We start from the raw sequence: 20,004 nt of genomic DNA on the forward strand, positions 1-20,004 counted from the left end.
TTGCGACCCTGTCGTCCGCGCCGTCTGGCGTCCCGTTGTGCGCCTCAGCGCCGCCGGTGAAGTGGGTTCTAGTCCCACCGAACGATACCCGCAAGCGCTTTTTTTAGAAAAATGACATATTCGGCGATATTTCTCTGAAAGACCTTATAAATAAGGGGTTTTAAGCTTCGATTTTCTTTCAGACTCCTGAAGAAGAAGCTCCTTCCTCGCAGGTATGCACGGGAATCTCTGCTCAGGATCGTCCGTCGAAGGCGGTTTACCCCAGATTTTGGCGAGACTCAGGGCGCGATTTGCCTGAATCGGGAGACTCACTCGGTGAATCGGCGAGTCGCGGACCTGAATCACCGATTCACCGAGACTCACCTCAGGATAGGCCGGCCCGCCCGACAAAGAAAAACCCCCGGGGCAGATGCCACCGGGGGTTCACTCTGGGAGTATGAGAAGACTGCTTAGTTCTTGTTGCAGTCTTTCATGAATTCTGTCCAAGTCGGCATGCATTCCGAGTTCAGAAAACGACGGGTTTTGGTTTGCATGGCGACGAAGATGTCAGCAATGGCCGAAGCCAGCGGGGTCACGGGAGCGAACAAAGCGTTCATGTCAGCGGTCCTTAACAAGGTAATGTCTATTTGCCGCTCTGATAGGAGGGGTTGGGCCAAACAACCACCGCTGAATCGGAAGGTCCGGGTTGCAGGGGGTGCATGGGTAGTGAGGGCAGCGCCCGACCCTGTGTGGGCGTAGGTTTGGGATCTGTCGCGAGGAACATCGGGGAGCCGAAACGGCTGCTTGTAAGGATACGTTGCAAAGGCGCCCTCCCGTGGGGAGGGTCGGTCGCTGCCTGGCGGTGTCGGGCGCTGCCCGGCGGTGTCGGGCTATTAAGCGAAGTATTCAGGCCGCTGCCGGTCTGCGCCTTAGACTACTTACCCCCAATAATTCCGATTCCCTTTAGAACCCAACGGCTAGTCGATTTATCCAAAGGCTTTGCTCTTCCCTTGAAGCCAGAAAGCGAGCCAAATGGTCGAACGCCAATATCACTGCAGACCTGCTCATTAAGAAGATTTGAATAGTCGAGTGCCTTCATGAGAGCCTCCCGCTTCTTCTCATCCTTTACATTTTTACCATGGAGAATTTGATCACGAACTCGCTCTGCAGCGGCCGCAACTGCCTGAGTGTCTCGCTCAATCTGTACATTTGTGATGTTTTTGTAGTGCGTTCTAAATCCTTCTCTTGTCATATGAAGAGACTGAACCGCACCACGTGCGACTACTGGGTTTACTTTGTGAAGCTTCACTACACCGCAGTATATTGTCATGTTCTGCGCTAATTCTATTCGCGAGAACATATACGACAGAGCTACGTCTAGAGGGAATTCGTCTAAGAGTTTGGGGAAATGCTCTAAGTACTCTTTCAATGGTGTGGAAAAAGATTCGAACTGTTTTTGTAAGCCTGCCTTGCGCGGAATGGGCAACACAACCTCCTGATAGCATTGAATTAACTCAATCTACCATAAAAAGAACGCCCCAGTCTTTCCAGACCAGGGCGCTGCATTTTTTCAGAAAAGCGGCCGAAGCTCAGCCCTTCTCCTCGATGATCTCAACCATATGCGGGATCTTGGCGATCATGCCGCGCACGGCCGGGGTGTCTTCCAGCTCGCGGGTTTTGTGCATCTTGTTCAGGCCCAGGCCGATCAGCGTAGCGCGCTGGTCTTGGGGGCGACGGATCGGCGAGCCGACCTGTTTTACAACGATGGTTTTAGCCATTGGTCAGATCTCCTTACGCGTCTGCGGCTTCAGCCGGAGCGTCCGACTTTGCACCCAGAATGTCAGCAACCTTTTTGCCACGACGCTGTGCGACCTGGCGGGGGCTGGCTTCTTTTTTCAGACCGTCGATGGTGGCGCGGATCATGTTATAGGGATTCTGCGAGCCGATCGACTTCGACACAACGTCCTTGATGCCCAGCATCTCGAATACGGCACGCATCGGACCACCGGCGATGATCCCGGTACCTTCAGGAGCGGTGCGCATGATTACTTTACCAGCGCCGTGACGACCTTCGGCGTCGTGGTGCAGGGTGCGGCCCTCTTTCAGAGGTACGCGGATCATCTGGCGCTTGGCTTGCTCGGTGGCTTTGCGAATGGCCTCGGGCACTTCTTTCGCTTTACCTTTACCAAAGCCGACGCGGCCTTTCTGGTCACCAACAACAACCAGAGCTGCGAAGCCGAAGTTCTTACCACCCTTGGTGGTTTTCGACACGCGGTTGATCGCAACCAGGCGATCTGCAAATTCCGGAGCCTCGTCGCGGTCGCGGCGGTTCCGGCGGTTTTCACGTTCTGCCATCAGAACATCCTTTCATAAGGCGGCGTCTTACGCCGTTTAACTCAATCCCAGTGGGCACTCATGTGCCCCCGGATCATCGGAGGGGCAGCGGATCACCACTGCCCCTCTCAAAGTTCTTAGAACTTCAGGCCACCTTCACGGGCAGCGTCGGCCAGGGCCTTCACTTTGCCGTGGAACAGGAAGCCACCGCGATCGAAGTAGCATTCTTCGACGCCAGCTTTTTTCGCACGTTCGGCAATCGCGGCGCCCACTTTGGTAGCGGCCTCCACGTTGTTCTTGCCAACAACACCCAGCGCTTTTTCAAGCGACGAAGCCGATGCAAGGGTGGTCCCTTGAACGTCGTCGATGATCTGAACGCTGATGTTTTTCGACGAGCGGTGCACCGAAAGGCGCAGCTTGCCGACGTTGTGCTTGCGAAGTTTGTTCCGGACGCGCAGGCGGCGCTTGAGGAACAGGGTCCGTTTGCTGTTTGCCATCTGTCTGGTCCTTTACTTCTTCTTACCTTCCTTGCGGAAGATATACTCGTCTTTGTATTTGATGCCTTTGCCTTTGTAAGGCTCGGGCTTACGCCATTCGCGGATGTTGGCCGCGGTCTGACCGACGAGTTGTTGATCGATGCCCTCGACGATGATTTCGGTCGGCTTCGGAGCGGTGACAGTTACACCTTCCGGAGCCGTGAAATCGACGTCATGCGAATAACCAAGGTTCAGCTTCAGGGTGTTGCCCTGCATCTGAGCACGATAACCAACACCGTTGATTTCCAGCTCTTTCTTGAAGCCTTCGGTTACGCCGGTCACCATATTGGCAACCATCGTGCGGCTCATGCCCCACTGCTGACGTGCACGTTTGGACTTGCCGCGCGGTTCAACCGACACAGCATTGTCTTCTACGGAGATGGTCACATCATCCGTGGCGGTGAAGGTGCGGGCGCCTTTCGGGCCTTTCACTTCAATGGTCTGACCCGACAGGCTGGCGGTTACGCCAGAGGGCAGCTCGACCGGTCGTTTACCAATACGAGACATAGAGACCTCCTTAGAAGACGGTGCAAAGCACTTCGCCACCAACATTCTGGTTGCGAGCGTTTGCATCGGACATGACGCCTTTCGGGGTCGAAACGATCGACACACCCAGACCCTGACGGACCTGCGGGATGTCTTTCGAACCCATATAGACGCGACGACCCGGCTTCGAAACCCGCTTCAGTTCGCGGATAACGGGCGTGCCGTCAAAGTATTTCAGGCTGATTTCCAAGGTGGCGTGGCCACGCTCGTCAGTGCCTTTTTCGTAGCCGCGGATGTAGCCTTCGTCAGCCAAAACATCCAGAACCCAGCCGCGCAGTTTCGACGCGGGGGTCGAAACGGTGGACTTGCCGCGCATGTGAGCGTTGCGGATACGGGTGAGCATATCGCCGATAGGATCGTTCATATCTTCTCTCCCTTACCAGCTCGATTTCACCATGCCGGGGATCTGGCCAGCAGAGCCAAGTTCCCGCAGCGCGATACGCGAAACTTTCAGCTTACGGTAGTAAGCGTGAGGACGACCGGTCAGCTGGCAGCGGTTGTGCAAGCGGGTGGCCGACGAGTTGCGCGGCAGTTTTGCAAGCTTCAGGCGGGCGGTGAAACGCTCTTCCATAGTCTTGCTCTCATCATTCGCGATCTCTTTCAAAGCGGCGCGCTTAGCAGCATATTTTGCCACCAGCTTTTCGCGCTTCTTCTCGCGTTCGATCATTGCTTTTTTAGCCATGTCTTTTCCTTCCCGCGGATCAGCTGTTGAAGGGCATGTTGAAGTGCTTCAACAGGCTCTTTGCTTCCGCGTCGGTTTCAGCGGTGGTGGCAATCACGATGTCCATGCCCCAGGTTTCATCAACTTTATCAAAGTCGATTTCCGGGAACACGATGTGCTCTTTCAGGCCGGTGGCATAGTTGCCGCGACCGTCGAACGAGGTACCCGATACGCCGCGGAAGTCGCGGATACGGGGCATCGCGATGGTGATCAGGCGGTCCAGGAATTCATACATCCGTTCGCCGCGCAGGGTCACCTTTGCGCCGATGATCATACCTTCACGCAGACGGAACGGAGCGTGCGACTTGCGCGCTTTCGTACCAACGGCCTGTTGGCCAGCGATCTTGGTCAGATCTTCGATTGCCGACTTGGCTTTTTTCGAGTCCTTAACGGCCTCAGCGCCACAACCAATGTTCAGAACGATCTTGTCCAGACGCGGGATCTGCATGTCGTTCTTGTAACCGAATTCCTCTTTCAGGGCGGCACGAATGCTGTCCTGATAAACGGTCTTCAGACGGGGGGTGTAGTTTGCGGTATCCAGCATCAGACAGTCTCCCCGGTGGTTTTGGCGTAACGCACTTTCTTGCCGTCTTCCTCGCGGAAGCCAACGCGCGTTGCTTTGCCGTTCTTGTCCAAAAGGGCCAGGTTCGACAGCTGGATCGGCATCGCTTGCGGGATGCGGCCACCTTGGCTGGCTTGGCTCTGACGGGTGTGGCGGATTGCGATGTTCACACCATCAACGATGGCTTTGCCAGCTTTCGGGTCAACCGACGAAATCTCGCCCTGTTTACCTTTGTCTTTGCCGGCCAGAACGACAACCTTGTCGCCTTTTCTCAACTTAGCAGCCATCTTACAGCACCTCCGGAGCCAGCGAGATGATCTTCATGAAGTTCTTCGCGCGCAGTTCGCGAACAACCGGTCCGAAGATACGGGTGCCCACGGGCTCGTTGTTGTTGTTCAGGATGACAGCAGCGTTGCGGTCAAAACGGATTGCGGTGCCGTCGTCACGACGGACCTCTTTGGCGGTGCGAACGACGACGGCCTTACGGACGTCACCTTTCTTTACGCGACCGCGCGGGATGGCTTCCTTAACCGAGACAACAATGATGTCGCCAACGGATGCGTATTTACGCTTGGAACCACCCAGAACCTTGATGCACTGAACACGGCGAGCGCCGCTGTTGTCAGCTACATCCAGATTGGTTTGCATCTGGATCATGTGGTTTCTCCCGACCTTTGGGGCGCCGATGCATGGCGGAACCCCCAGGGTTTCGACTTGTTAAGTCGTCCGGGAAGGTAAGTTAAACTTAGCCTTCCAGAACTTCCCAACGCTTGGTTTTCGACTTCGGTGCACATTCGATGATGCGAACCTTATCGCCTGCCTTGAAGGCATTCTTTTCGTCGTGAGCGCGATATTTCTTCGACTTACGAACGGTTTTATGAAGCAGCGGGTGCTTGAAGCGGCGTTCAACCGAAACAGTCACGGTTTGCTCGTTTGCGGCGCTGGTAACAACACCATTCAGGATACGTTTGGGCATTCTTCAGGCTCCTCTTACTCAGCCGCAGCTTTGGCTTGTTCGCTCAGGATGGTTTTTACGCGCGCGGCGTCGCGGCGTACTTTACGCATCTGAGAAGTGTTTTCGAGGGCGCCGGTGGCCTGCTGAAAACGCAGGTTGAAGCTTTCCTTTTTCAGCTCTGCCAGCTTTTCACGCAGCTGGTCAGGAGACTGATCACGCAGTTCCTTGGCGTTCATTCGCCTTTTCCTTTCCTTGCACCAGAGAGCTCTACCCGTCTTGTTGGCAGGTCACCCTATGTCTGGTGGGTTATATGCAAAACACACGAATCCCGTTGTCGGGAATCCGTGAGATGTGCGTCTATAGGGTGGTTGGGCCTTGGGGGCAAGGGAAAGTTTAGATAATTCGGCGCTCTATTCGTGAGCTAGCCAGATCTGCAATTCGATCGGGTTTTCGCACACCAAAGCGCTTTTCAATTTAGCTTCTGCCAGCTGATTAGCTCGTTTTATATCCTCATGCGCTTCCCAGTCTTCTTCACCGTCAAGTCCTAGGATGGATAGATCCAACCTTAAACACTCCTCCACGCCTCGTTTGGCAATTTCGAAAGCTTCCATGGATTGCACAAACAAATCGTTGGCGTTTAGCCAAGGTAGGAGTGAAAGCACTTCATCTGGAGCCAAGAATGGCGACCCATAGCCGGTTCTGTAACGTTCCACTTGTTCCGCTGAGAGTTTCTTTGGCACGGGATAAACCTCACCTATCTGACTAACAAACTTACACTAGGTCGAGTTCAATTTCTCCACAACGCCACCATCCCCTCGCCCTCCCCTCTCGAATCCGCTATCCCTGCCCCATGGCCAATATCTCTTCCCTCTTCGTGACCCGCCTTTACCATGCTCAACTGTCCGAGTTTGACCCGAAGGTCAGCCAGGACGAGCTTTATGACAGCTGCTATTCCATCGCCGAGGATGACGAGGCGGGGCAGGAATGGTGCGAGGCCGAGGGCTATCCCGGCTACACCTCGTACGCGTCCCTGACCGACCTGCCCTGGCGCTTCCCGATCTTCAAGGATCTGGTCGACAACTTGGACAAGCACGTCGCCGCCTTTGCCGAGGATCTGGAGTTCAATCTGGATGAGCGTGAGTTGGTTCTGGAAGACATCTGGATCAACATCCTTCCACCCGGTGGCTATCACTCGGCACATATCCACCCGCATTCGGTCATTTCCGGCACCACCTATCTGGCGCTGCCCGAAGGTGCTGGCGCGCTGCGCTACGAAGACCCGCGCCAGGCACAGATGATGGCCGCCCCTCCCCGCCGTAAAGACGCCCGTGATGAGCTGCAAAGCTTCATCACCAAACGTCCGGCCGAGGGCGACGTGCTTTTGTGGGAGAGCTTTGTGCGCCACGAAGTGATGCAGAACACCGGCGAGGAAGAACGCCTGTCGATCAGTTTCAACTACAAATGGGGTGAGTAATCGCTTGGGCGACCTAAGCGACACCCCCCTTTCCGGCCTATCGGTCGAGTTCGGCACCCGCCCGACCATGCCCGCCATGCCCGAGGCAACAGACGCGGATCGACACGCGGGCCGAAGGCTGGCGGCGATCCACCGGATGCATCTGAACGATGTGGGCCGGATCGGCATCGTGCTGGACCAGATCGAAGCGGGCGAGGCATCGGGAAAAGACCTGACGGTCGCCCTAAAATCTGCGGAGTTCGCGCAGAACGTCCGGCAATTCGGCGCGCTCTGCGGGCGGGAATGCAAAGTGCTGAATGGGCATCATGACATCGAGGAATACGCGCTGTTTCCGGAGCTGGCTGAAAAGGGCAACGACGCCCTACGCGCCGTGGTGGCGCGGTTGGTCGAGGAACATAAGGTCGTGCACGAACTGCTGGTCCGCCTTGAACGCGCCGCAATGGCTCTGATGTTCGAGGTCGACGCCGAGAAGTTCAACGAGGCCCGCGCGGTGTTTCGGCAGCTGGAAACCGTGGTGCAGTCGCACTTTGGGTATGAAGAGACCCAGCTGGAAGAGGCGATTGGGGTTTTGGGAGTTGGGGTGTAATTGAAAGCCAAGTTTGTTCGTTTCAGCCATGAGCTTTCTTGTTTACGTGCTTCGATGCTAGCCTCCTAAGGTTCCCCCAAGCGTAGTGTGGATTGAGTACCTCACCATGTTTCTCACGGTATTTACGTCGGACGACCTCCATAAGGACATCAAATGACTTTATTGAAAGGAGTTCTTCATGGCTAAACCAAACCTGATGCTCAGATTGCACTTCCTGAAGAAACTCGAGTAGGAACGCACTCTCAAAAATTGCCTCAGGTTCGACCAGTCTTGGGGCAAATAGCGACCGAAGTTTCTTAAACATGAGCTATTCCTGCTAGAAGAGCGTGTTGAGCAACTTTGACTGGATGTTGTTCACTTTATGTGAAGCGCGGGATCGAATGGGTGAACATGATATACGCTCGCCCATCGGACGTACCTAAGAATTACTTCTTGGTCTTTCCAAACACCTCGTGACAGCGACTTAGATCCCAGTCACCAACTGTATCTTTGTGAGCTACGATCTGCTTGATAACACCGCGACGATCGGCAATCACTTTCAATTGGCACTGAACATTATACGATCCACCACCATAGAAATTAGTAGTTGCGTATGACGTTGTACCATAGTTGTTGAGTGTGGTGTTGGCGGTCGGCGGGATAAAATAATTCTTCGGCTCTTCAGCCCAGATGTAGATCGTATCCCCAGCTTTGGTCCTGAACGAACGAATCGGTGGGCCGTACTGCAGGAAAAACGCGTCCACCTGCGAACCTTGGTATTTCTGCGCAAGGATGTTGTTAGCTTGTTCGGTCGAATTGCAGCTAGCAATTGTTAAGAGCGAGCCGAAAAGAACGGCCTTAAAATACTTGTGCTTCATTCTAAATCCATCTTCATAAAACGCGCGCAGCTCGTAATATCGTCTGATTCAGCAATTTTCAACTTTGAATAGCAATTCAACCAAATGAATATACACATAACAAAACCCCCGCCGATTTCTCGACGGGGGTTTTTATCATTTCACTAGAATTTTCGCGTTAGCGAAAATTACCAGTCTTCCCGCACAACAACGCGCGATTTGATCGGCAGTTTCATGGCAGCAAGGCGCAGAGCTTCACGAGCAACGTCGTCGTTGACGCCGTCGATCTCGAACATTACGCGGCCCGGCTTCACTTTGCAGGTCCAACGGTCCACGGAACCTTTACCTTTACCCATACGAACTTCGATGGGTTTGGCGGTTACCGGGGTGTCCGGGAAGATGCGGATCCATACACGACCCTGACGCTTCATGTGACGCGTCATGGCACGACGGGCAGCTTCGATCTGACGTGCAGTCACACGCTCAGGCTCGAGAGCTTTCAGACCATACGAACCGAAGTTCAGATCCGAACCGCCTTTGGCCAGACCTTTGATCCGGCCTTTGTGCATCTTGCGGAATTTTGTACGCTTAGGCTGAAGCATATCTCATATCTCCTTAGCGACGGCCGCCGGCGCCACGGGGCGCGGGACCTTCCTGGAGCTCAGCTTGACGACGATCACGAGCAGCAGGATCGTGCTCCATGATTTCGCCTTTGAAGATCCAGGTTTTGATACCGATGATGCCGTAGGGCGTCATAGCTTCTGCATGTGCATAGTCGATGTCGGCACGCAGGGTGTGCAGAGGCACACGACCTTCGCGGTACCATTCGGTACGTGCGATTTCAGCGCCACCAAGACGGCCAGCAACGTTGATACGGATGCCCAGGGCGCCCATACGCATTGCGTTCTGCACGCCGCGCTTCATAGCACGACGGAAGGACACACGACGTTCCAACTGCTGAGCGATCGATTCTGCAACCAGGGCAGCGTCCAGTTCGGGCTTACGAACTTCGACGATGTTCAGGTGCAGTTCCGAGTCGGTGATGTTGGCGATTTTCTTGCGCAGACCTTCAATGTCCGCACCTTTCTTGCCAATGATCACACCGGGACGAGCTGTGTGGATCGTAACGCGGCACTTTTTGTGCGGACGTTCGATGATCACACGGCTGATACCAGCCTGTTTGCATTCGGTCTTGATGAAGTCACGAATTTTCAGGTCTTCCAGAAGAAGATCACCGTAATCTTTCGTGTCTGCGTACCAGCGGCTATCCCAGGTGCGGTTGACCTGAAGACGCATGCCGATCGGATTTACCTTATGACCCATTAGGCTTGCTCCTCAATTTGACGCACCTTGATGGTGAGCTCCGAGAACGGCTTCATGATTTTGCCGAAACGACCACGGGCGCGAGGACGACCGCGTTTCATGGTCAGGTTTTTGCCCACATAGGCCTCGGCGACGATCAGTTCATCGACGTCCAGGTTGTGGTTGTTCTCGGCGTTCGCAATCGCGGACTGAAGGCATTTCTTCACGTCCTGAGCGATCCGCTTGTTCGAGAAAGTCAGATCGGTCAGAGCACGATCAACTTTCTTGCCACGGATCATTTGCGCGACCAGGTTCAGTTTCTGCGGGGACGTACGGAGCATGCGGGTTTTCGCCATTGCTTCGTTCTCGGCCACGCGGCGGGGATTTTTATCCTTACCCATGGCTTATTTCCTCTTCGCTTTTTTGTCGGCGGCGTGACCGTAATAGGTACGGGTCGGCGAATATTCACCGAACTTCTGGCCGATCATGTCTTCGGTCACAAGCACGGGAACGTGCTTTTGGCCGTTATAGACGCCAAAGGTCAAACCCACGAACTGGGGCAAGATGGTCGAACGACGCGACCAGATCTTGATGACCTCGTTTTTGCCCGACTCGCGGGTCTTTTCAGCCTTTTTGAGGACGTAAGCGTCAACAAAAGGGCCTTTCCATACAGAACGTGCCATATCTTAGCGGCCCTTCTTCTTGGCGTGACGCGAGCGGATGATCAGCTTCGACGACGCCTTGTTCTTGTTGCGGGTACGTGCACCTTTGGTCGGCTTACCCCACGGGGTTACCGGGTGACGACCACCAGAGGTACGACCCTCACCACCACCGTGCGGGTGATCGACCGGGTTCATAACAACACCACGGACCGACGGGCGGATGCCTTTGTGGCGCATACGACCGGCTTTACCGAAGTTCTGGTTCGAGTTGTCGGGGTTCGACACGGCACCAACGGTGGCCATGCATTCCTGGCGGACCATGCGCAGTTCGCCCGACGACAGGCGGATCTGAGCGTAGCCACCGTCACGACCAACGAACTGAGCGTAAGTACCAGCTGCACGAGCGATCTGGCCGCCCTTGCCCGGTTTCAGTTCGATGTTGTGAATGATGGTACCGATCGGCATGCCCGAGAACGGCATAGCGTTGCCCGGCTTCACGTCGGCTTTGGCCGAAGCGACGATCGTGTCACCAACAGCCAGACGCTGCGGTGCAAGGATATAAGCCTGTTCGCCATCTTCGTACTTGATCAGTGCGATGAAAGCGGTGCGGTTGGGGTCATATTCGATCCGTTCAACCGTGGCTGCGACGTCAAATTTGTTACGTTTGAAGTCAACGATACGATAGAGACGCTTCGCACCACCACCTCGGCGGCGCGACGTGATCCGTCCGGTGTTGTTCCGGCCGCCCGACTTGGTCAAACCCTCGGTCAAGGATTTGACAGGACGTCCTTTCCACAGCTCCGAACGGTCGATCAGAACCAGCCCACGCTGGCCCGGCGTCGTCGGTTTGTACGACTTAAGTGCCATGTTTACTGTCTTCCGTTTGCATGTGCGGGCAAATAGTTTGCCCGGATGTTATAGGGCCCCGAAGGTCCCCAAGTTCAAAATATCACAGGCCCCGGAACGAATCCGAGGCCATAAGACTTGCGCGATCTATCAGGGTTGGGGGTGCGTGGCAAGGGAAAGCCCGCTATTTCTTATGATCCGTCATAAGATCAAATTGCGCACCAAACGAAATCCTCGAGAGTCGCGCCTACGACTTTCTGAGGGGCGCGTGCGCCTAGCAGGTCTAAGGCCATCCATTGCCGTCGTGAATGCACCGCCTTTAGCGACGCGTCGACAAGGGCCTTTCATTTGCGCATGCGCCAAGTAAGCGCTGTCACTCAGATATCCTAAGTGCTCGTCTGACCAACACGACATGGTGATTTCGGAAATGTTACCAGACATATGCCGCAGGCCCCATGCATTCTCGGCATCCAAATCATTGACGACTACAGGCATCTTTCTGTTCTTGAGATCAGAGAGTTTCACCCCACGGCCACGCAAATGCTCTGTAGCACTGCGCGAAAAGTTAGCTTGATCGGCTGTTAAATCATCGCCCTGAGCGAACCTCGTCGTTGTTCCTGCACGTGCTGCGTATTCCCATTCCGCCTCGGTCGGAAGGCGATAAACATCTTCGCCAACCAGATCATTCAACCACGTCGCATACTCCAGCGCATCGAGATACGAAACATTAATAACCGGATGGTCCGGCCCCAGCTTCACATATCCTGAAGGCGTCAGAACACGATGATCAGGAGTATGGTCACATCCTCCAGCCTCGACACATTTCATCCACTCGGCGTAGGTGACTTCGTTGCGCCCCATAGCATAGGCAATGTTCATTTCGACCATGTGCCGGGGATGTTCATTTGGAATGATATTGATTTCTTCTGGACCTCGGACACGCGGCACAAAATCCTTTGTATCAACAGGGCCATAGGTATCAAACGGATTGCGAGATTCTCCGGGGATAGCCCCCATCATGAGCGAACCCAGCGGCATCACAATCATTTCCGGGCATTGGTCGCATTCGCGGAACTGTTGGAGAGGGGCAAGGTCGCCAAGTTGTGACATTGCCGGCGATTGGGCAGAGAGGTCTTCCGCGGCCACCTGTACGGGCAGCAGTATAATAAGAATGACTAATATACCGGCGAACTGAACAAGGCGCTTCATTTCAAAATTCCGATACGGGAAATGCTCATACTTCTTAAATCCTCAGTAAATCCGGGATCAATATCACCAAGCGAATACCTATCGCCTAAGTTGCAGAAGGGAAAATGTTTTTCAAGAACGGCCTCGGTCTTTCCTGCAACAAACCATACATATGCGATCCAGAGGCTTCTTCACTCCCTTCCATTCTGCGCCAAAATCCCCCATCCTCTCGCCAACAAAACTTTGGGAAGTGTGTGATGAAGAACTTAGTACTTTTGGCAGGCGTCGCCGCGTTTGGGCTGTCGGCCTGTGTGACGCCGGATGGGACGGCGGTGAATGTCTCGGATCCGAACCTGCAAAGCCGGGCAACCTTGCCGCCTGAGGTCGCCGACACTGTCGCGCCCGGGCAGGACACCAGCGACATTCGGGTGGATGCCCGCGATGGCTGCTTGATGTATCGCCACAAAGGCCCGGTCGAGACGACCTATATCCCGCTGCGTAACAAGAAGGGACGCGCGATTTGCATCAAACGCGAGGCGTGATCGAAAGCTGAAAACAGAAACGGGCGGCCAGATGGGGCCGCCCGATTTCGTTTATAAGGCCCGGTTTACGCCGGGTACAGATGCGCGGTCACGCCGGTTTCAACCTGTTCATACAAACCGATGATATGCGCCATCACCATACGCACGCAGCCCGAGCTGGCGCGCGATCCAATCGAACGCGGCTGCGGCGAGCCGTGGATCCGCAGATAGGTGTCACGGCGGCCTTCAAACAGATAAAGCGCGCGGGCTCCCAGCGGGTTCGACGGGCCGCCGTCCATACCGTCCTCGTATTTCTTGTACTTATGCGGCTCGCGCGCGATCATGTCTTTGGTCGGCGTCCAAGTCGGCCATTTGGTCTTGCGGCCGACGGTATAGACGCCGGGCTCGTACAACCCGCTGCGGCCAATCGCGACGCCATAGCGCATGGCGGTTCCGTCCGCGCGGACGTGATAGAGATATCGCGCCACCGCATCCACGTGAATATCTCCGGGCTTCAGCCCATCATTGGCTTGCACGATCCGCGGCAGCAAGCGCGGCTTCAAACCCCAAGGATTTGTGGTCATAGGATCGAAATTGGCAGGCATGACACGCGCATCATAGCTGTTCCACATCGCCTGGTTCGATACCGGGCGGCGCTTGACCTTGACCGGTGCAGCCGAAGCAGGCGCGGCGGGTTCTGGGGCCACCACGGGCGTCGTATTTTCCTGTGCCAAAAGCGGAGACGCAATCGGGCCGGAAAACAGCGTGGCCGACGTGATGACAAAATGGCGGCGGGTTAACATTGGCAATCCTCGTATGGGGATGAATCATTCATCGAACAGACCCACATTATTTAAGGTGTCGGGTAATACGAGTCAAAACTGCGTGTGCAAAACCTTATTTGTCGATCCGAGTTAGCAGGCCAAGACGTTGAAGAACGAACTGTTGCCAGCGGTTCAGGCCGTAATACTGGCGGAAGAGCTTCGCATCAGTTCCATTCTCTAACGCACCTCTTACCTTCTCGCGCTGCAACACACGTGCTTTCCCCAAGTGCTGCGAATTGGTGTGACCTCCGAGCCTTGAACGCCACTTATCCCGCCAACGCAGATGGCTGATTGCATCATAATGAATGATGCGAAGGTTCAATTCATTCCGAACTTCCTTGGGGATACGCCTTACCTTCTTCCCATTGAAGAAAGACACATGGCTTGTCATTGAATCTGGAACAATTCCTTTTCTCAGTAGGTGCTTTCCAACAACGTGACCTGCTGTTCCGCGTTGCAGAAAACGCCAATTCTTGCCGTAGACAAGGAATGGATAGATGAATTTCCCAGCGAAACTTGAGGGAAAAGGATGGCGCTCGAAGCTACATCCATAAGCAACGTCAATATCATCGTCGACGCCCCATACCGCTTCAGTGTTGTTCAGCCTTGTCCCTTTCCATTTCGCAGGTAATTGCGCAAGCGCTTGACCCAACGGGGCTTCGCCGACCACAAATTCGTCACAGTCGCAGAACAGGATCCAATCCAAAGTGTTCAGCTGCATACCATGTTTGAATGCACCCGTTAGTTTGTGCCTAAGGCTTAGAACTTCTTCATCTGGATACATGGTCTGCCAGTAGGAAGTATCACACACTGTGATCGACACGAAGTCGTCATCATGGAATGCGTTACAAACCTCTTCGGCTTCCCCTTCGGAACCATCATAAAACAGGAACATCTTCTCGGCCCCTGTCTGTCGATAATGTTCAACAAAATACTGAATGATGGGCAGCGGTTCCCGCACAAGGCTGCAGACGGCAAAACTATCGACTTTATTTCGCTGAGCCATCGGTTCCTGGAAGTCTTTCTGCCGCATATGTTTCTCCAATTACCACCAAAGAGAGCTAACCTATTCGTGCTATGAATGCCAAGTGGCATCAACTTCGATTACGAATTTGGCAGTTTGCTCAGGGACTTCATTAGCGTCAGCATGAATTTCTGTCGGTGATTCAAGCCATAGTAGCGGCGGAATAGTTTCTGACTTGTGCCGTTCTCGAAAGAACGCTCAATTTCGTTCATTTGCCGTAGACGCGGAGAGCTCATCTTGTCTGCTATCGTCCTGCCCTTAACACGGGCAAGCCATTTCTCCTGCCAGCGCTCGAAGCTAATTGCATCAAAATGGATCAAATGCAAACCAAAGGTCTTTTCGACTATCAGGTCGATGAAGGAGATTTTAACGCCACTCACAACGGAAGAGTGACTACGCATTTCCTCAGGAACCACACCTTTTCGCAGTAGTTGCTTCCCTTTATTGTGCCCAGCCATGCCGCGCTTTAAGACCCCGGCAAGATCTGACCCATAAATAAGACGCACTAAAGTGATTTTCTTTAGGTTTAGCATTCGTTTGAAGTTAAGACGCTCGTATCCACAGCCGAAGGGTTCATGAATGTTGTCTGACGGCCCCCAGACGGCTTCAGTATTGCGAATCCTGACTCCAGGAACATCTGCCGGAACCTTTGCTAGAACCGACCCAATAAATACATCACAAGTAACAAACTCATCTGCGTCACAGAACAGAATCCAATCAGACTCATTCAGCTCAATTGAACGCCTGAATACGCAGATCAATTTTGGGACAAGAAGCACTTTCTCTTGGTCTGGAAACATCTTGCCCCAGAACTCTTTGTCGCAAACTTGGAGGGTCACAAGGTCATTATTCGCAAACTCTTGGCACGCGGCTTGCGCTTCGTCCTGGGTGCCATCGAAGTAAAGAAAGATCCGAGATGCGCCCGCGCGGGTATAGTGATCAACGAAACGCTGAAGAACAGCGCCTTCCTCTCGGGCCATCACGCAGACAGAAAAGCTGTCGAAGTCCCCAACAGTCTGGGAATGGTTTCGAAAATCAATATTCCACATTCGGCACCTTTGCCTAACCAGACGTTTCTTCATTCCGTTTCAGCCAGCAGCAGTTAAGTTCCCCGAACAATAAATACCGCCAGGGTGAGTTCATGGCCGCTGCCAAGCTTGGCCCCTATAGAAACCGTTGCCAAGAGAAACGCAACTCAACAGAGACCACTATTAATAGAAAAAGCCCCCACCTTGCGGCAGGGGCTTCCAAAATCATTTCAAGCCGTCGATCAGAGCCCGGTGGACACGTCGATTGTGTTGCCCTCTTCCAGGGTCACATAGGCTTTTTTGACGTCTTTACGCTTGCCCAGCTGACCGCGGAAGCGCTTGACTTTACCCTTGGTGATGGTCGTGTTGACGGCTTTCACCTTCACGCCAAACAGGGTTTCAACAGCTTCTTTGATCTGCGGTTTGTTCGAATCGATGGCGACTTCGAAAACCACGGCGCCGTTCTCCGAAGCCATGGTGGCTTTTTCGGTGATGATCGGCTTGCGGATCACGTCATAGAGTGCAGCTTTATCGGTCATTTCAGGCGAGCCTCCAGAGCTTCGACACCTGCTTTGGTGAGCACCAGGGTGTCACGCTTCAGGATGTCATAGACGTTGGCGCCCATGGTCGGCAGGATGTCCAGGCCTTCGATGTTCTTTGCAGCGCGTGCAAAGTTCTCGTTTACCTCGGCACCGTCGATAACCAGAGCACGTTTCCAGCCCAGGTCTTTGACCTGTTTGGCCAGGGCGGCGGTTTTACCTTCCGAGGCAGCGTCCTCGATCACAACCAGCTCACCAGCTTGCGCTTTGGCGGACAGGGCGTGCTTCAGACCCAGCTTGCGGAATTTCTTGGTCAGGTCGTGGCCGTGCGAACGCGGGGTCGGACCTTTGTAGATACCACCTTTGCGGAAGATCGGCGCGTTACGGTCACCGTGACGTGCGCCACCGGTGCCTTTTTGGCGATAGATCTTCTTGGTCGAATAGGAAGTTTCCGAACGCGTCTTTACCTTGTGGGTACCGGCCTGCGCGTTGTTACGCTGCCAGCGGACCACACGGTGCAGAATGTCTGCGCGCGGCTCAAGGCCGAACAGGGCCTCGTCCAGATCAACCGAACCGGCTTTTTTGCCGTCAAGTTTGATTACATCAAGTTTCATGCTTCACCACCTTCCGCAGGGGCTTCTTCAGCCGGTGCTTCGGTTGCAGCCGATTTCAGAGCAGCCGGGAACGGAACGTTCTCGGGCAGCTTCTTTTTCACGGCGTCCTTAACGGTGACCCAGCCACCTTTCGAGCCGGGGACAGCGCCCTTAATGAACACCAGGCCACGATCGGCATCGGTCTTCACGACTTCCAGGTTTTGAGTGGTCACACGAACCGAACCCATGTGGCCGGCCATTTTCTTGCCTTTGAACACCTTACCGGGATCCTGACACTGACCAGTCGAACCGTGCGAACGGTGGCTGATCGAAACACCGTGTGTCGCGCGCAGACCGCCGAAGTTGTGACGTTTCATGGCACCGGCAAAGCCTTTACCAATAGACGTACCAGCAACGTCGACCTTCTGACCTTCAACATAGTGCTCGGCCGAGATCTCTTCGCCAACGGCGATCAGGTTTTCAGCAGGAACGCGGAACTCGACCAGTTTGCGCTTGGGGGCAACGCCAGCTTTGGCGAAATAACCGCGCATCGGCTTCGAGGTGCGTTTGGCTTTTGCTTCACCAGCACCCAGCTGAACGGCGGTGTAACCGTCGGTCTCGTCGGTGCGGTTGGCAACAACCTGCAGGTTTTCCAGTTGAAGAACGGTCACAGGGATCTGCTTGCCGTCTTCCATGAACAAGCGGGTCATGCCCACTTTTTTCGCGATAATACCAGAGCGCATCTTGGATACCCTCCTTAGACCGAGATCTGAACGTCAACGCCAGCAGCCAGGTCGAGCTTCATCAGCGCGTCTACGGTCTGTGGGGTCGGGTCAACGATGTCGAGCAGACGCTTGTGCGTGCGGATCTCGAACTGGTCGCGGGATTTCTTGTCGATGTGAGGACCACGGAGAACCGTGAACTTCTCGATCTTGTTCGGCAGCGGGATGGGGCCGCGAACGTTTGCACCGGTCCGTTTGGCAGTGTTGACGATCTCTTGTGTGGAAGCATCCAGCACGCGATAGTCAAACGCCTTCAGACGGATACGAATGTTTTGACTGGTCATAGCATTCGCCCTTTCAGGCAGAGAGTTGATAGGACGACCCCCGGCTCATTCCGAAGGCCCTCGTCGAACCCCAAGGAAAACGAAAAGCGGGACCGAATCCCGCCACAGCCGCTTTCCCCAGCGAACTCGCGCGTAATAGAGTGGTTTTGGGGGTGTGGCAAGGGGTGAGCGTCGAAAAAGCAAATGTCCAGTGGACATTTGCGGGCGCGAACGGGCGGAGCCCCTTTCGGGCAACGACTACACTGATACATCTTGACCCGCTGGGCATTTTCCCGAAAGCGCTTACTCCGATCCATACCCACCAAGTCCACACGGCTCAAGCCGGCTCATTGGGACAACATTGTGATCAACGCCTTTACTAAGTGGGTAGAAGGACATGGTTTGATAGCTCCAAGCATATGGGACACAGTCTTTCATTGCTGCCGCATGAAGATAGAACTGAAATTCTCGTGGAGCATGTAGAATCGATCTCCACACCGTATGCTGAACTACAATGTCAGGTTCAAATGCACGAACTCCGGCGCGCCGTTGGTACTCAAGAGGAAGGGTAATGACCAAGAGCCCCGTGAACAGAACCACGAAAAGCACAACGAAGGGAGGAAATTGGCTTTTACGCACAGCACGCATGTACAGACTGACCGCACCAACTGAGACTATACAAATCCACAAGTGGGCTGAGAATACATTCAACAATAAGGCTCCAACATCTTTCGATCTAACTCATGTCGCTCATTCTTACTTCCTAAATCGCTGAATAGAGTAATTTTTCTCTCTGAACGCTGAGTACGCAATCCCTTGCCCAAAGCAAAAGGGCCCCGCGTGGTGCGAAGCCATTTTGTGATTTGCGAGCGGGTGGGGGGGTTGGGGTTGGGGCAGCAAACCCCCCACCCCCCCCCCCCCCCTCCTTGTTCCTCCCCAAAAAAAACCCCCCCCCACCACCCCCCCCCCCACACAACGTGTTTAGGCTTACGCAAAAAAGGGGCCGCCATCAGGCAGCCCCTCTTAATTCTTACGTATCTCCGGCTCTCGGCGAACTGGCCGTGCAAATTCACCTGTCACTGTCAGAACGCGATGCGTTCTTATTCAATAATCTTCGACACATGTTTGAGGTGCGTCTCAGATCATCTCGCGGCTTGAACCAAAAAGAGCGCCCCGAAGGACGCCCTTTCCGTTCAAGAATTGCTATCGCAATTACTCGATGATCTTCGACACAACGCCCGAACCAACGGTGCGGCCGCCTTCGCGGATGGCGAAGCGCAGCTTCTCTTCCATCGCGATCGGGGCGATCAGTTCAACGTTGAACTTCAGGTTGTCGCCCGGCATCACCATCTCGGTGCCCGAAGGCAGCTCAACCGTGCCAGTCACGTCAGTTGTACGGAAGTAGAACTGCGGACGGTAGTTCGCGAAGAACGGCGTGTGACGGCCGCCTTCTTCCTTGGTCAGGATATAGACCTCGGCTTCGAACTTGGTGTGCGGGTTAACCGAACCCGGCTTACACAGAACCTGGCCACGCTCAACAGCTTCACGGTCGATACCGCGCAGCAGAACACCAACGTTGTCGCCTGCTTCACCGCGATCCAGCAGCTTGCGGAACATTTCAACACCGGTACAGGTGGTTTTTTGGGTCGCTTTGATGCCAACGATTTCGATCTCGTCACCAACATTCACAACGCCACGCTCAACACGGCCGGTTACAACAGTACCACGGCCCGAGATCGAGAACACGTCTTCGATCGGCAGCAGGAAGTCGCCGTCAACCGGACGATCCGGTGTCGGGATGTACTCGTCCACAGCTGCCATCAGCTCGCGGATTTTGTTCTCGCCGATTTCCGGGTTGTTGCCTTCCATAGCGGCCAGCGCGGAACCCGCGATGATCGGCATG

At 54.4% G+C, this 20,004-nt stretch carries 32 protein-coding genes; 3 read left to right on the top strand and 29 right to left on the bottom strand.

The annotated features are described in order from the left end of the window. Window positions 1-449: 449 nt before the first annotated feature. The 14 genes from ACXAH3_RS16115 to ACXAH3_RS16180 form a co-directional block, all read right to left on the bottom strand. A complete protein-coding gene (locus ACXAH3_RS16115; RefSeq protein WP_474863270.1) occupies window positions 450-596 on the bottom strand; it encodes a hypothetical protein in 147 nt (48 codons plus the stop codon). A 317-nt stretch (window positions 597-913) separates the two neighbouring features. Continuing rightward, complete coding sequence (locus ACXAH3_RS16120; RefSeq protein WP_474863272.1) at window positions 914-1,465, bottom strand: hypothetical protein; 552 nt, start codon at window positions 1,463-1,465, stop codon at window positions 914-916. A gap of 103 nt (window positions 1,466-1,568) precedes the next feature. After that, window positions 1,569-1,757, bottom strand: coding sequence for a 50S ribosomal protein L30 (gene rpmD, locus ACXAH3_RS16125; protein ID WP_133484938.1), 189 nt, complete (start codon window positions 1,755-1,757; stop codon window positions 1,569-1,571). 13 nt (window positions 1,758-1,770) lie between these two features. Beyond that, on the bottom strand, window positions 1,771-2,334 hold the full coding sequence (gene rpsE / locus ACXAH3_RS16130) for a 30S ribosomal protein S5 (protein WP_142854833.1): 564 nt from the start codon (window positions 2,332-2,334) through the stop codon (window positions 1,771-1,773). A 116-nt stretch (window positions 2,335-2,450) separates the two neighbouring features. After that, window positions 2,451-2,810 carry a 50S ribosomal protein L18 gene (gene rplR / locus ACXAH3_RS16135; protein ID WP_474863274.1) on the bottom strand — a complete coding sequence of 120 codons (360 nt, stop codon included), beginning with the start codon at window positions 2,808-2,810 and terminating at the stop codon, window positions 2,451-2,453. Window positions 2,811-2,822: 12 nt separating this feature from the next. Continuing rightward, on the bottom strand, window positions 2,823-3,356 hold the full coding sequence (rplF, locus tag ACXAH3_RS16140; RefSeq protein ID WP_474863276.1) for a 50S ribosomal protein L6: 534 nt from the start codon (window positions 3,354-3,356) through the stop codon (window positions 2,823-2,825). Between the two features lie 10 nt (window positions 3,357-3,366). Then, a complete protein-coding gene (rpsH, locus tag ACXAH3_RS16145) occupies window positions 3,367-3,759 on the bottom strand; it encodes a 30S ribosomal protein S8 (RefSeq protein WP_474863277.1) in 393 nt (130 codons plus the stop codon). 12 nt (window positions 3,760-3,771) lie between these two features. Further along, window positions 3,772-4,077 carry a 30S ribosomal protein S14 gene (gene rpsN / locus ACXAH3_RS16150; protein WP_108857543.1) on the bottom strand — a complete coding sequence of 102 codons (306 nt, stop codon included), beginning with the start codon at window positions 4,075-4,077 and terminating at the stop codon, window positions 3,772-3,774. A 19-nt stretch (window positions 4,078-4,096) separates the two neighbouring features. Further along, a complete protein-coding gene (gene rplE / locus ACXAH3_RS16155; protein ID WP_474863279.1) occupies window positions 4,097-4,660 on the bottom strand; it encodes a 50S ribosomal protein L5 in 564 nt (187 codons plus the stop codon). Beyond that, complete coding sequence (gene rplX / locus ACXAH3_RS16160; RefSeq protein WP_474863281.1) at window positions 4,660-4,965, bottom strand: 50S ribosomal protein L24; 306 nt, start codon at window positions 4,963-4,965, stop codon at window positions 4,660-4,662. The genes rplE and rplX overlap by 1 nt, the downstream gene beginning before the upstream one ends. Before the next feature lies 1 nt (window position 4,966). Next, window positions 4,967-5,335, bottom strand: coding sequence for a 50S ribosomal protein L14 (rplN, locus tag ACXAH3_RS16165; protein WP_007118848.1), 369 nt, complete (start codon window positions 5,333-5,335; stop codon window positions 4,967-4,969). 88 nt (window positions 5,336-5,423) lie between these two features. Beyond that, entirely contained in the window at window positions 5,424-5,654 is a 231-nt protein-coding gene (gene rpsQ, locus ACXAH3_RS16170; protein WP_474863283.1) for a 30S ribosomal protein S17, read from the bottom strand. Between the two features lie 14 nt (window positions 5,655-5,668). Next, window positions 5,669-5,869, bottom strand: a complete 201-nt coding sequence (gene rpmC / locus ACXAH3_RS16175; RefSeq protein WP_108857547.1) for a 50S ribosomal protein L29 — start codon at window positions 5,867-5,869, stop codon at window positions 5,669-5,671. 174 nt (window positions 5,870-6,043) lie between these two features. Further along, a complete protein-coding gene (locus tag ACXAH3_RS16180) occupies window positions 6,044-6,373 on the bottom strand; it encodes a hypothetical protein (RefSeq protein ID WP_474863284.1) in 330 nt (109 codons plus the stop codon). Window positions 6,374-6,483: 110 nt separating this feature from the next. Between ACXAH3_RS16180 and ACXAH3_RS16185 the strand changes: the two genes are divergently transcribed. Then, window positions 6,484-7,107 carry a TIGR02466 family protein gene (locus ACXAH3_RS16185; protein WP_474863286.1) on the top strand — a complete coding sequence of 208 codons (624 nt, stop codon included), beginning with the start codon at window positions 6,484-6,486 and terminating at the stop codon, window positions 7,105-7,107. Beyond that, entirely contained in the window at window positions 7,100-7,693 is a 594-nt protein-coding gene (locus ACXAH3_RS16190) for a hemerythrin domain-containing protein (protein WP_474863287.1), read from the top strand. The genes ACXAH3_RS16185 and ACXAH3_RS16190 overlap by 8 nt, the downstream gene beginning before the upstream one ends. Window positions 7,694-8,118: 425 nt before the next feature. On the opposite strand, the gene ACXAH3_RS16195 is transcribed toward ACXAH3_RS16190, so the two are convergent. The 7 genes from ACXAH3_RS16195 to ACXAH3_RS16225 all read right to left on the bottom strand — a co-directional run bounded on the left by ACXAH3_RS16195 (window position 8,119) and on the right by ACXAH3_RS16225 (window position 12,548). Next, window positions 8,119-8,550 (bottom strand): hypothetical protein, encoded by a 432-nt coding sequence (locus ACXAH3_RS16195; protein WP_474863288.1) that lies wholly within the window; start codon window positions 8,548-8,550, stop codon window positions 8,119-8,121. A gap of 167 nt (window positions 8,551-8,717) precedes the next feature. Next, the gene (gene rplP / locus ACXAH3_RS16200; protein WP_133484951.1) at window positions 8,718-9,131 is read right to left on the bottom strand and encodes a 50S ribosomal protein L16; all 414 of its coding nucleotides are present in this window, start codon (window positions 9,129-9,131) and stop codon (window positions 8,718-8,720) included. Window positions 9,132-9,144: 13 nt separating this feature from the next. Then, on the bottom strand, window positions 9,145-9,852 hold the full coding sequence (rpsC, locus tag ACXAH3_RS16205; RefSeq protein ID WP_142854817.1) for a 30S ribosomal protein S3: 708 nt from the start codon (window positions 9,850-9,852) through the stop codon (window positions 9,145-9,147). Next, window positions 9,852-10,232, bottom strand: a complete 381-nt coding sequence (gene rplV, locus ACXAH3_RS16210) for a 50S ribosomal protein L22 (RefSeq protein ID WP_133484953.1) — start codon at window positions 10,230-10,232, stop codon at window positions 9,852-9,854. The genes rpsC and rplV overlap by 1 nt, the downstream gene beginning before the upstream one ends. Before the next feature lie 3 nt (window positions 10,233-10,235). Further along, window positions 10,236-10,514 carry a 30S ribosomal protein S19 gene (rpsS, locus tag ACXAH3_RS16215; RefSeq protein ID WP_108857556.1) on the bottom strand — a complete coding sequence of 93 codons (279 nt, stop codon included), beginning with the start codon at window positions 10,512-10,514 and terminating at the stop codon, window positions 10,236-10,238. 3 nt (window positions 10,515-10,517) lie between these two features. Beyond that, the gene (gene rplB / locus ACXAH3_RS16220; RefSeq protein ID WP_133484954.1) at window positions 10,518-11,360 is read right to left on the bottom strand and encodes a 50S ribosomal protein L2; all 843 of its coding nucleotides are present in this window, start codon (window positions 11,358-11,360) and stop codon (window positions 10,518-10,520) included. Window positions 11,361-11,540: 180 nt separating this feature from the next. Continuing rightward, on the bottom strand, window positions 11,541-12,548 hold the full coding sequence (locus ACXAH3_RS16225; protein ID WP_474863292.1) for a formylglycine-generating enzyme family protein: 1,008 nt from the start codon (window positions 12,546-12,548) through the stop codon (window positions 11,541-11,543). 236 nt (window positions 12,549-12,784) lie between these two features. Here ACXAH3_RS16225 and ACXAH3_RS16230 point away from each other — a divergent pair, with 236 nt between their 5' ends. Beyond that, window positions 12,785-13,069 (top strand): hypothetical protein, encoded by a 285-nt coding sequence (locus ACXAH3_RS16230; RefSeq protein WP_474863294.1) that lies wholly within the window; start codon window positions 12,785-12,787, stop codon window positions 13,067-13,069. A 65-nt stretch (window positions 13,070-13,134) separates the two neighbouring features. Here the strand turns inward: ACXAH3_RS16230 and ACXAH3_RS16235 are convergent, their stop codons facing one another. The 8 genes from ACXAH3_RS16235 to ACXAH3_RS16270 form a co-directional block, all read right to left on the bottom strand. Then, window positions 13,135-13,851 carry a L,D-transpeptidase gene (locus ACXAH3_RS16235; RefSeq protein ID WP_474863296.1) on the bottom strand — a complete coding sequence of 239 codons (717 nt, stop codon included), beginning with the start codon at window positions 13,849-13,851 and terminating at the stop codon, window positions 13,135-13,137. 94 nt (window positions 13,852-13,945) lie between these two features. Continuing rightward, entirely contained in the window at window positions 13,946-14,905 is a 960-nt protein-coding gene (locus ACXAH3_RS16240) for a glycosyltransferase family 2 protein (RefSeq protein WP_474863297.1), read from the bottom strand. 71 nt (window positions 14,906-14,976) lie between these two features. Beyond that, window positions 14,977-15,945 (bottom strand): glycosyltransferase family 2 protein, encoded by a 969-nt coding sequence (locus tag ACXAH3_RS16245; protein WP_474863299.1) that lies wholly within the window; start codon window positions 15,943-15,945, stop codon window positions 14,977-14,979. Between the two features lie 221 nt (window positions 15,946-16,166). Next, window positions 16,167-16,463: a 50S ribosomal protein L23 gene (locus ACXAH3_RS16250; RefSeq protein ID WP_108857563.1), complete on the bottom strand. Its 297-nt coding sequence runs from the start codon at window positions 16,461-16,463 to the stop codon at window positions 16,167-16,169. Further along, window positions 16,460-17,077, bottom strand: coding sequence for a 50S ribosomal protein L4 (gene rplD, locus ACXAH3_RS16255; protein WP_275394183.1), 618 nt, complete (start codon window positions 17,075-17,077; stop codon window positions 16,460-16,462). Before rplD ends, ACXAH3_RS16250 begins: the two co-directional genes overlap by 4 nt. Continuing rightward, window positions 17,074-17,799: a 50S ribosomal protein L3 gene (rplC, locus tag ACXAH3_RS16260; protein WP_163040948.1), complete on the bottom strand. Its 726-nt coding sequence runs from the start codon at window positions 17,797-17,799 to the stop codon at window positions 17,074-17,076. Before rplC ends, rplD begins: the two co-directional genes overlap by 4 nt. Before the next feature lie 14 nt (window positions 17,800-17,813). Next, entirely contained in the window at window positions 17,814-18,122 is a 309-nt protein-coding gene (rpsJ, locus tag ACXAH3_RS16265) for a 30S ribosomal protein S10 (RefSeq protein ID WP_108857566.1), read from the bottom strand. A 1,191-nt stretch (window positions 18,123-19,313) separates the two neighbouring features. After that, window positions 19,314-20,004, bottom strand: a 691-nt coding sequence (locus ACXAH3_RS16270) for an EF-Tu C-terminal domain-related protein (protein WP_474863303.1), incomplete at its 5' end; no start/stop codon positions are given.

Source organism: Aliiroseovarius sp. ABM4_368 (genome assembly GCF_056161205.1).

What these genes read in the sequence shown, in the direction of transcription:
- rpsC (WP_142854817.1), bottom strand. Translation starts at nt 9,852, where the DNA reads ATGGGTCATAAGGTAAATCCGATCGGCATGCGTCTTCAGGTCAACCGC.
- rplC (WP_163040948.1), bottom strand. Translation starts at nt 17,799, where the DNA reads ATGCGCTCTGGTATTATCGCGAAAAAAGTGGGCATGACCCGCTTGTTC.
- rplD (WP_275394183.1), bottom strand. Translation starts at nt 17,077, where the DNA reads ATGAAACTTGATGTAATCAAACTTGACGGCAAAAAAGCCGGTTCGGTT.
- rplP (WP_133484951.1), bottom strand. Translation starts at nt 9,131, where the DNA reads ATGCTTCAGCCTAAGCGTACAAAATTCCGCAAGATGCACAAAGGCCGG.
- ACXAH3_RS16185 (WP_474863286.1), top strand. Translation starts at nt 6,484, where the DNA reads ATGGCCAATATCTCTTCCCTCTTCGTGACCCGCCTTTACCATGCTCAA.
- rplR (WP_474863274.1), bottom strand. Translation starts at nt 2,810, where the DNA reads ATGGCAAACAGCAAACGGACCCTGTTCCTCAAGCGCCGCCTGCGCGTC.
- rplF (WP_474863276.1), bottom strand. Translation starts at nt 3,356, where the DNA reads ATGTCTCGTATTGGTAAACGACCGGTCGAGCTGCCCTCTGGCGTAACC.
- ACXAH3_RS16240 (WP_474863297.1), bottom strand. Translation starts at nt 14,905, where the DNA reads ATGCGGCAGAAAGACTTCCAGGAACCGATGGCTCAGCGAAATAAAGTC.
- rpsN (WP_108857543.1), bottom strand. Translation starts at nt 4,077, where the DNA reads ATGGCTAAAAAAGCAATGATCGAACGCGAGAAGAAGCGCGAAAAGCTG.
- rpsE (WP_142854833.1), bottom strand. Translation starts at nt 2,334, where the DNA reads ATGGCAGAACGTGAAAACCGCCGGAACCGCCGCGACCGCGACGAGGCT.
- rpsS (WP_108857556.1), bottom strand. Translation starts at nt 10,514, where the DNA reads ATGGCACGTTCTGTATGGAAAGGCCCTTTTGTTGACGCTTACGTCCTC.
- ACXAH3_RS16115 (WP_474863270.1), bottom strand. Translation starts at nt 596, where the DNA reads ATGAACGCTTTGTTCGCTCCCGTGACCCCGCTGGCTTCGGCCATTGCT.
- rpsH (WP_474863277.1), bottom strand. Translation starts at nt 3,759, where the DNA reads ATGAACGATCCTATCGGCGATATGCTCACCCGTATCCGCAACGCTCAC.
- rpmC (WP_108857547.1), bottom strand. Translation starts at nt 5,869, where the DNA reads ATGAACGCCAAGGAACTGCGTGATCAGTCTCCTGACCAGCTGCGTGAA.
- rplB (WP_133484954.1), bottom strand. Translation starts at nt 11,360, where the DNA reads ATGGCACTTAAGTCGTACAAACCGACGACGCCGGGCCAGCGTGGGCTG.
- rpsJ (WP_108857566.1), bottom strand. Translation starts at nt 18,122, where the DNA reads ATGACCAGTCAAAACATTCGTATCCGTCTGAAGGCGTTTGACTATCGC.
- ACXAH3_RS16245 (WP_474863299.1), bottom strand. Translation starts at nt 15,945, where the DNA reads ATGTGGAATATTGATTTTCGAAACCATTCCCAGACTGTTGGGGACTTC.
- rpmD (WP_133484938.1), bottom strand. Translation starts at nt 1,757, where the DNA reads ATGGCTAAAACCATCGTTGTAAAACAGGTCGGCTCGCCGATCCGTCGC.
- rplN (WP_007118848.1), bottom strand. Translation starts at nt 5,335, where the DNA reads ATGATCCAGATGCAAACCAATCTGGATGTAGCTGACAACAGCGGCGCT.
- rplE (WP_474863279.1), bottom strand. Translation starts at nt 4,660, where the DNA reads ATGCTGGATACCGCAAACTACACCCCCCGTCTGAAGACCGTTTATCAG.
- ACXAH3_RS16195 (WP_474863288.1), bottom strand. Translation starts at nt 8,550, where the DNA reads ATGAAGCACAAGTATTTTAAGGCCGTTCTTTTCGGCTCGCTCTTAACA.
- rplX (WP_474863281.1), bottom strand. Translation starts at nt 4,965, where the DNA reads ATGGCTGCTAAGTTGAGAAAAGGCGACAAGGTTGTCGTTCTGGCCGGC.
- ACXAH3_RS16230 (WP_474863294.1), top strand. Translation starts at nt 12,785, where the DNA reads ATGAAGAACTTAGTACTTTTGGCAGGCGTCGCCGCGTTTGGGCTGTCG.
- ACXAH3_RS16225 (WP_474863292.1), bottom strand. Translation starts at nt 12,548, where the DNA reads ATGAAGCGCCTTGTTCAGTTCGCCGGTATATTAGTCATTCTTATTATA.
- rpsQ (WP_474863283.1), bottom strand. Translation starts at nt 5,654, where the DNA reads ATGCCCAAACGTATCCTGAATGGTGTTGTTACCAGCGCCGCAAACGAG.
- rplV (WP_133484953.1), bottom strand. Translation starts at nt 10,232, where the DNA reads ATGGGTAAGGATAAAAATCCCCGCCGCGTGGCCGAGAACGAAGCAATG.
- ACXAH3_RS16250 (WP_108857563.1), bottom strand. Translation starts at nt 16,463, where the DNA reads ATGACCGATAAAGCTGCACTCTATGACGTGATCCGCAAGCCGATCATC.
- ACXAH3_RS16235 (WP_474863296.1), bottom strand. Translation starts at nt 13,851, where the DNA reads ATGTTAACCCGCCGCCATTTTGTCATCACGTCGGCCACGCTGTTTTCC.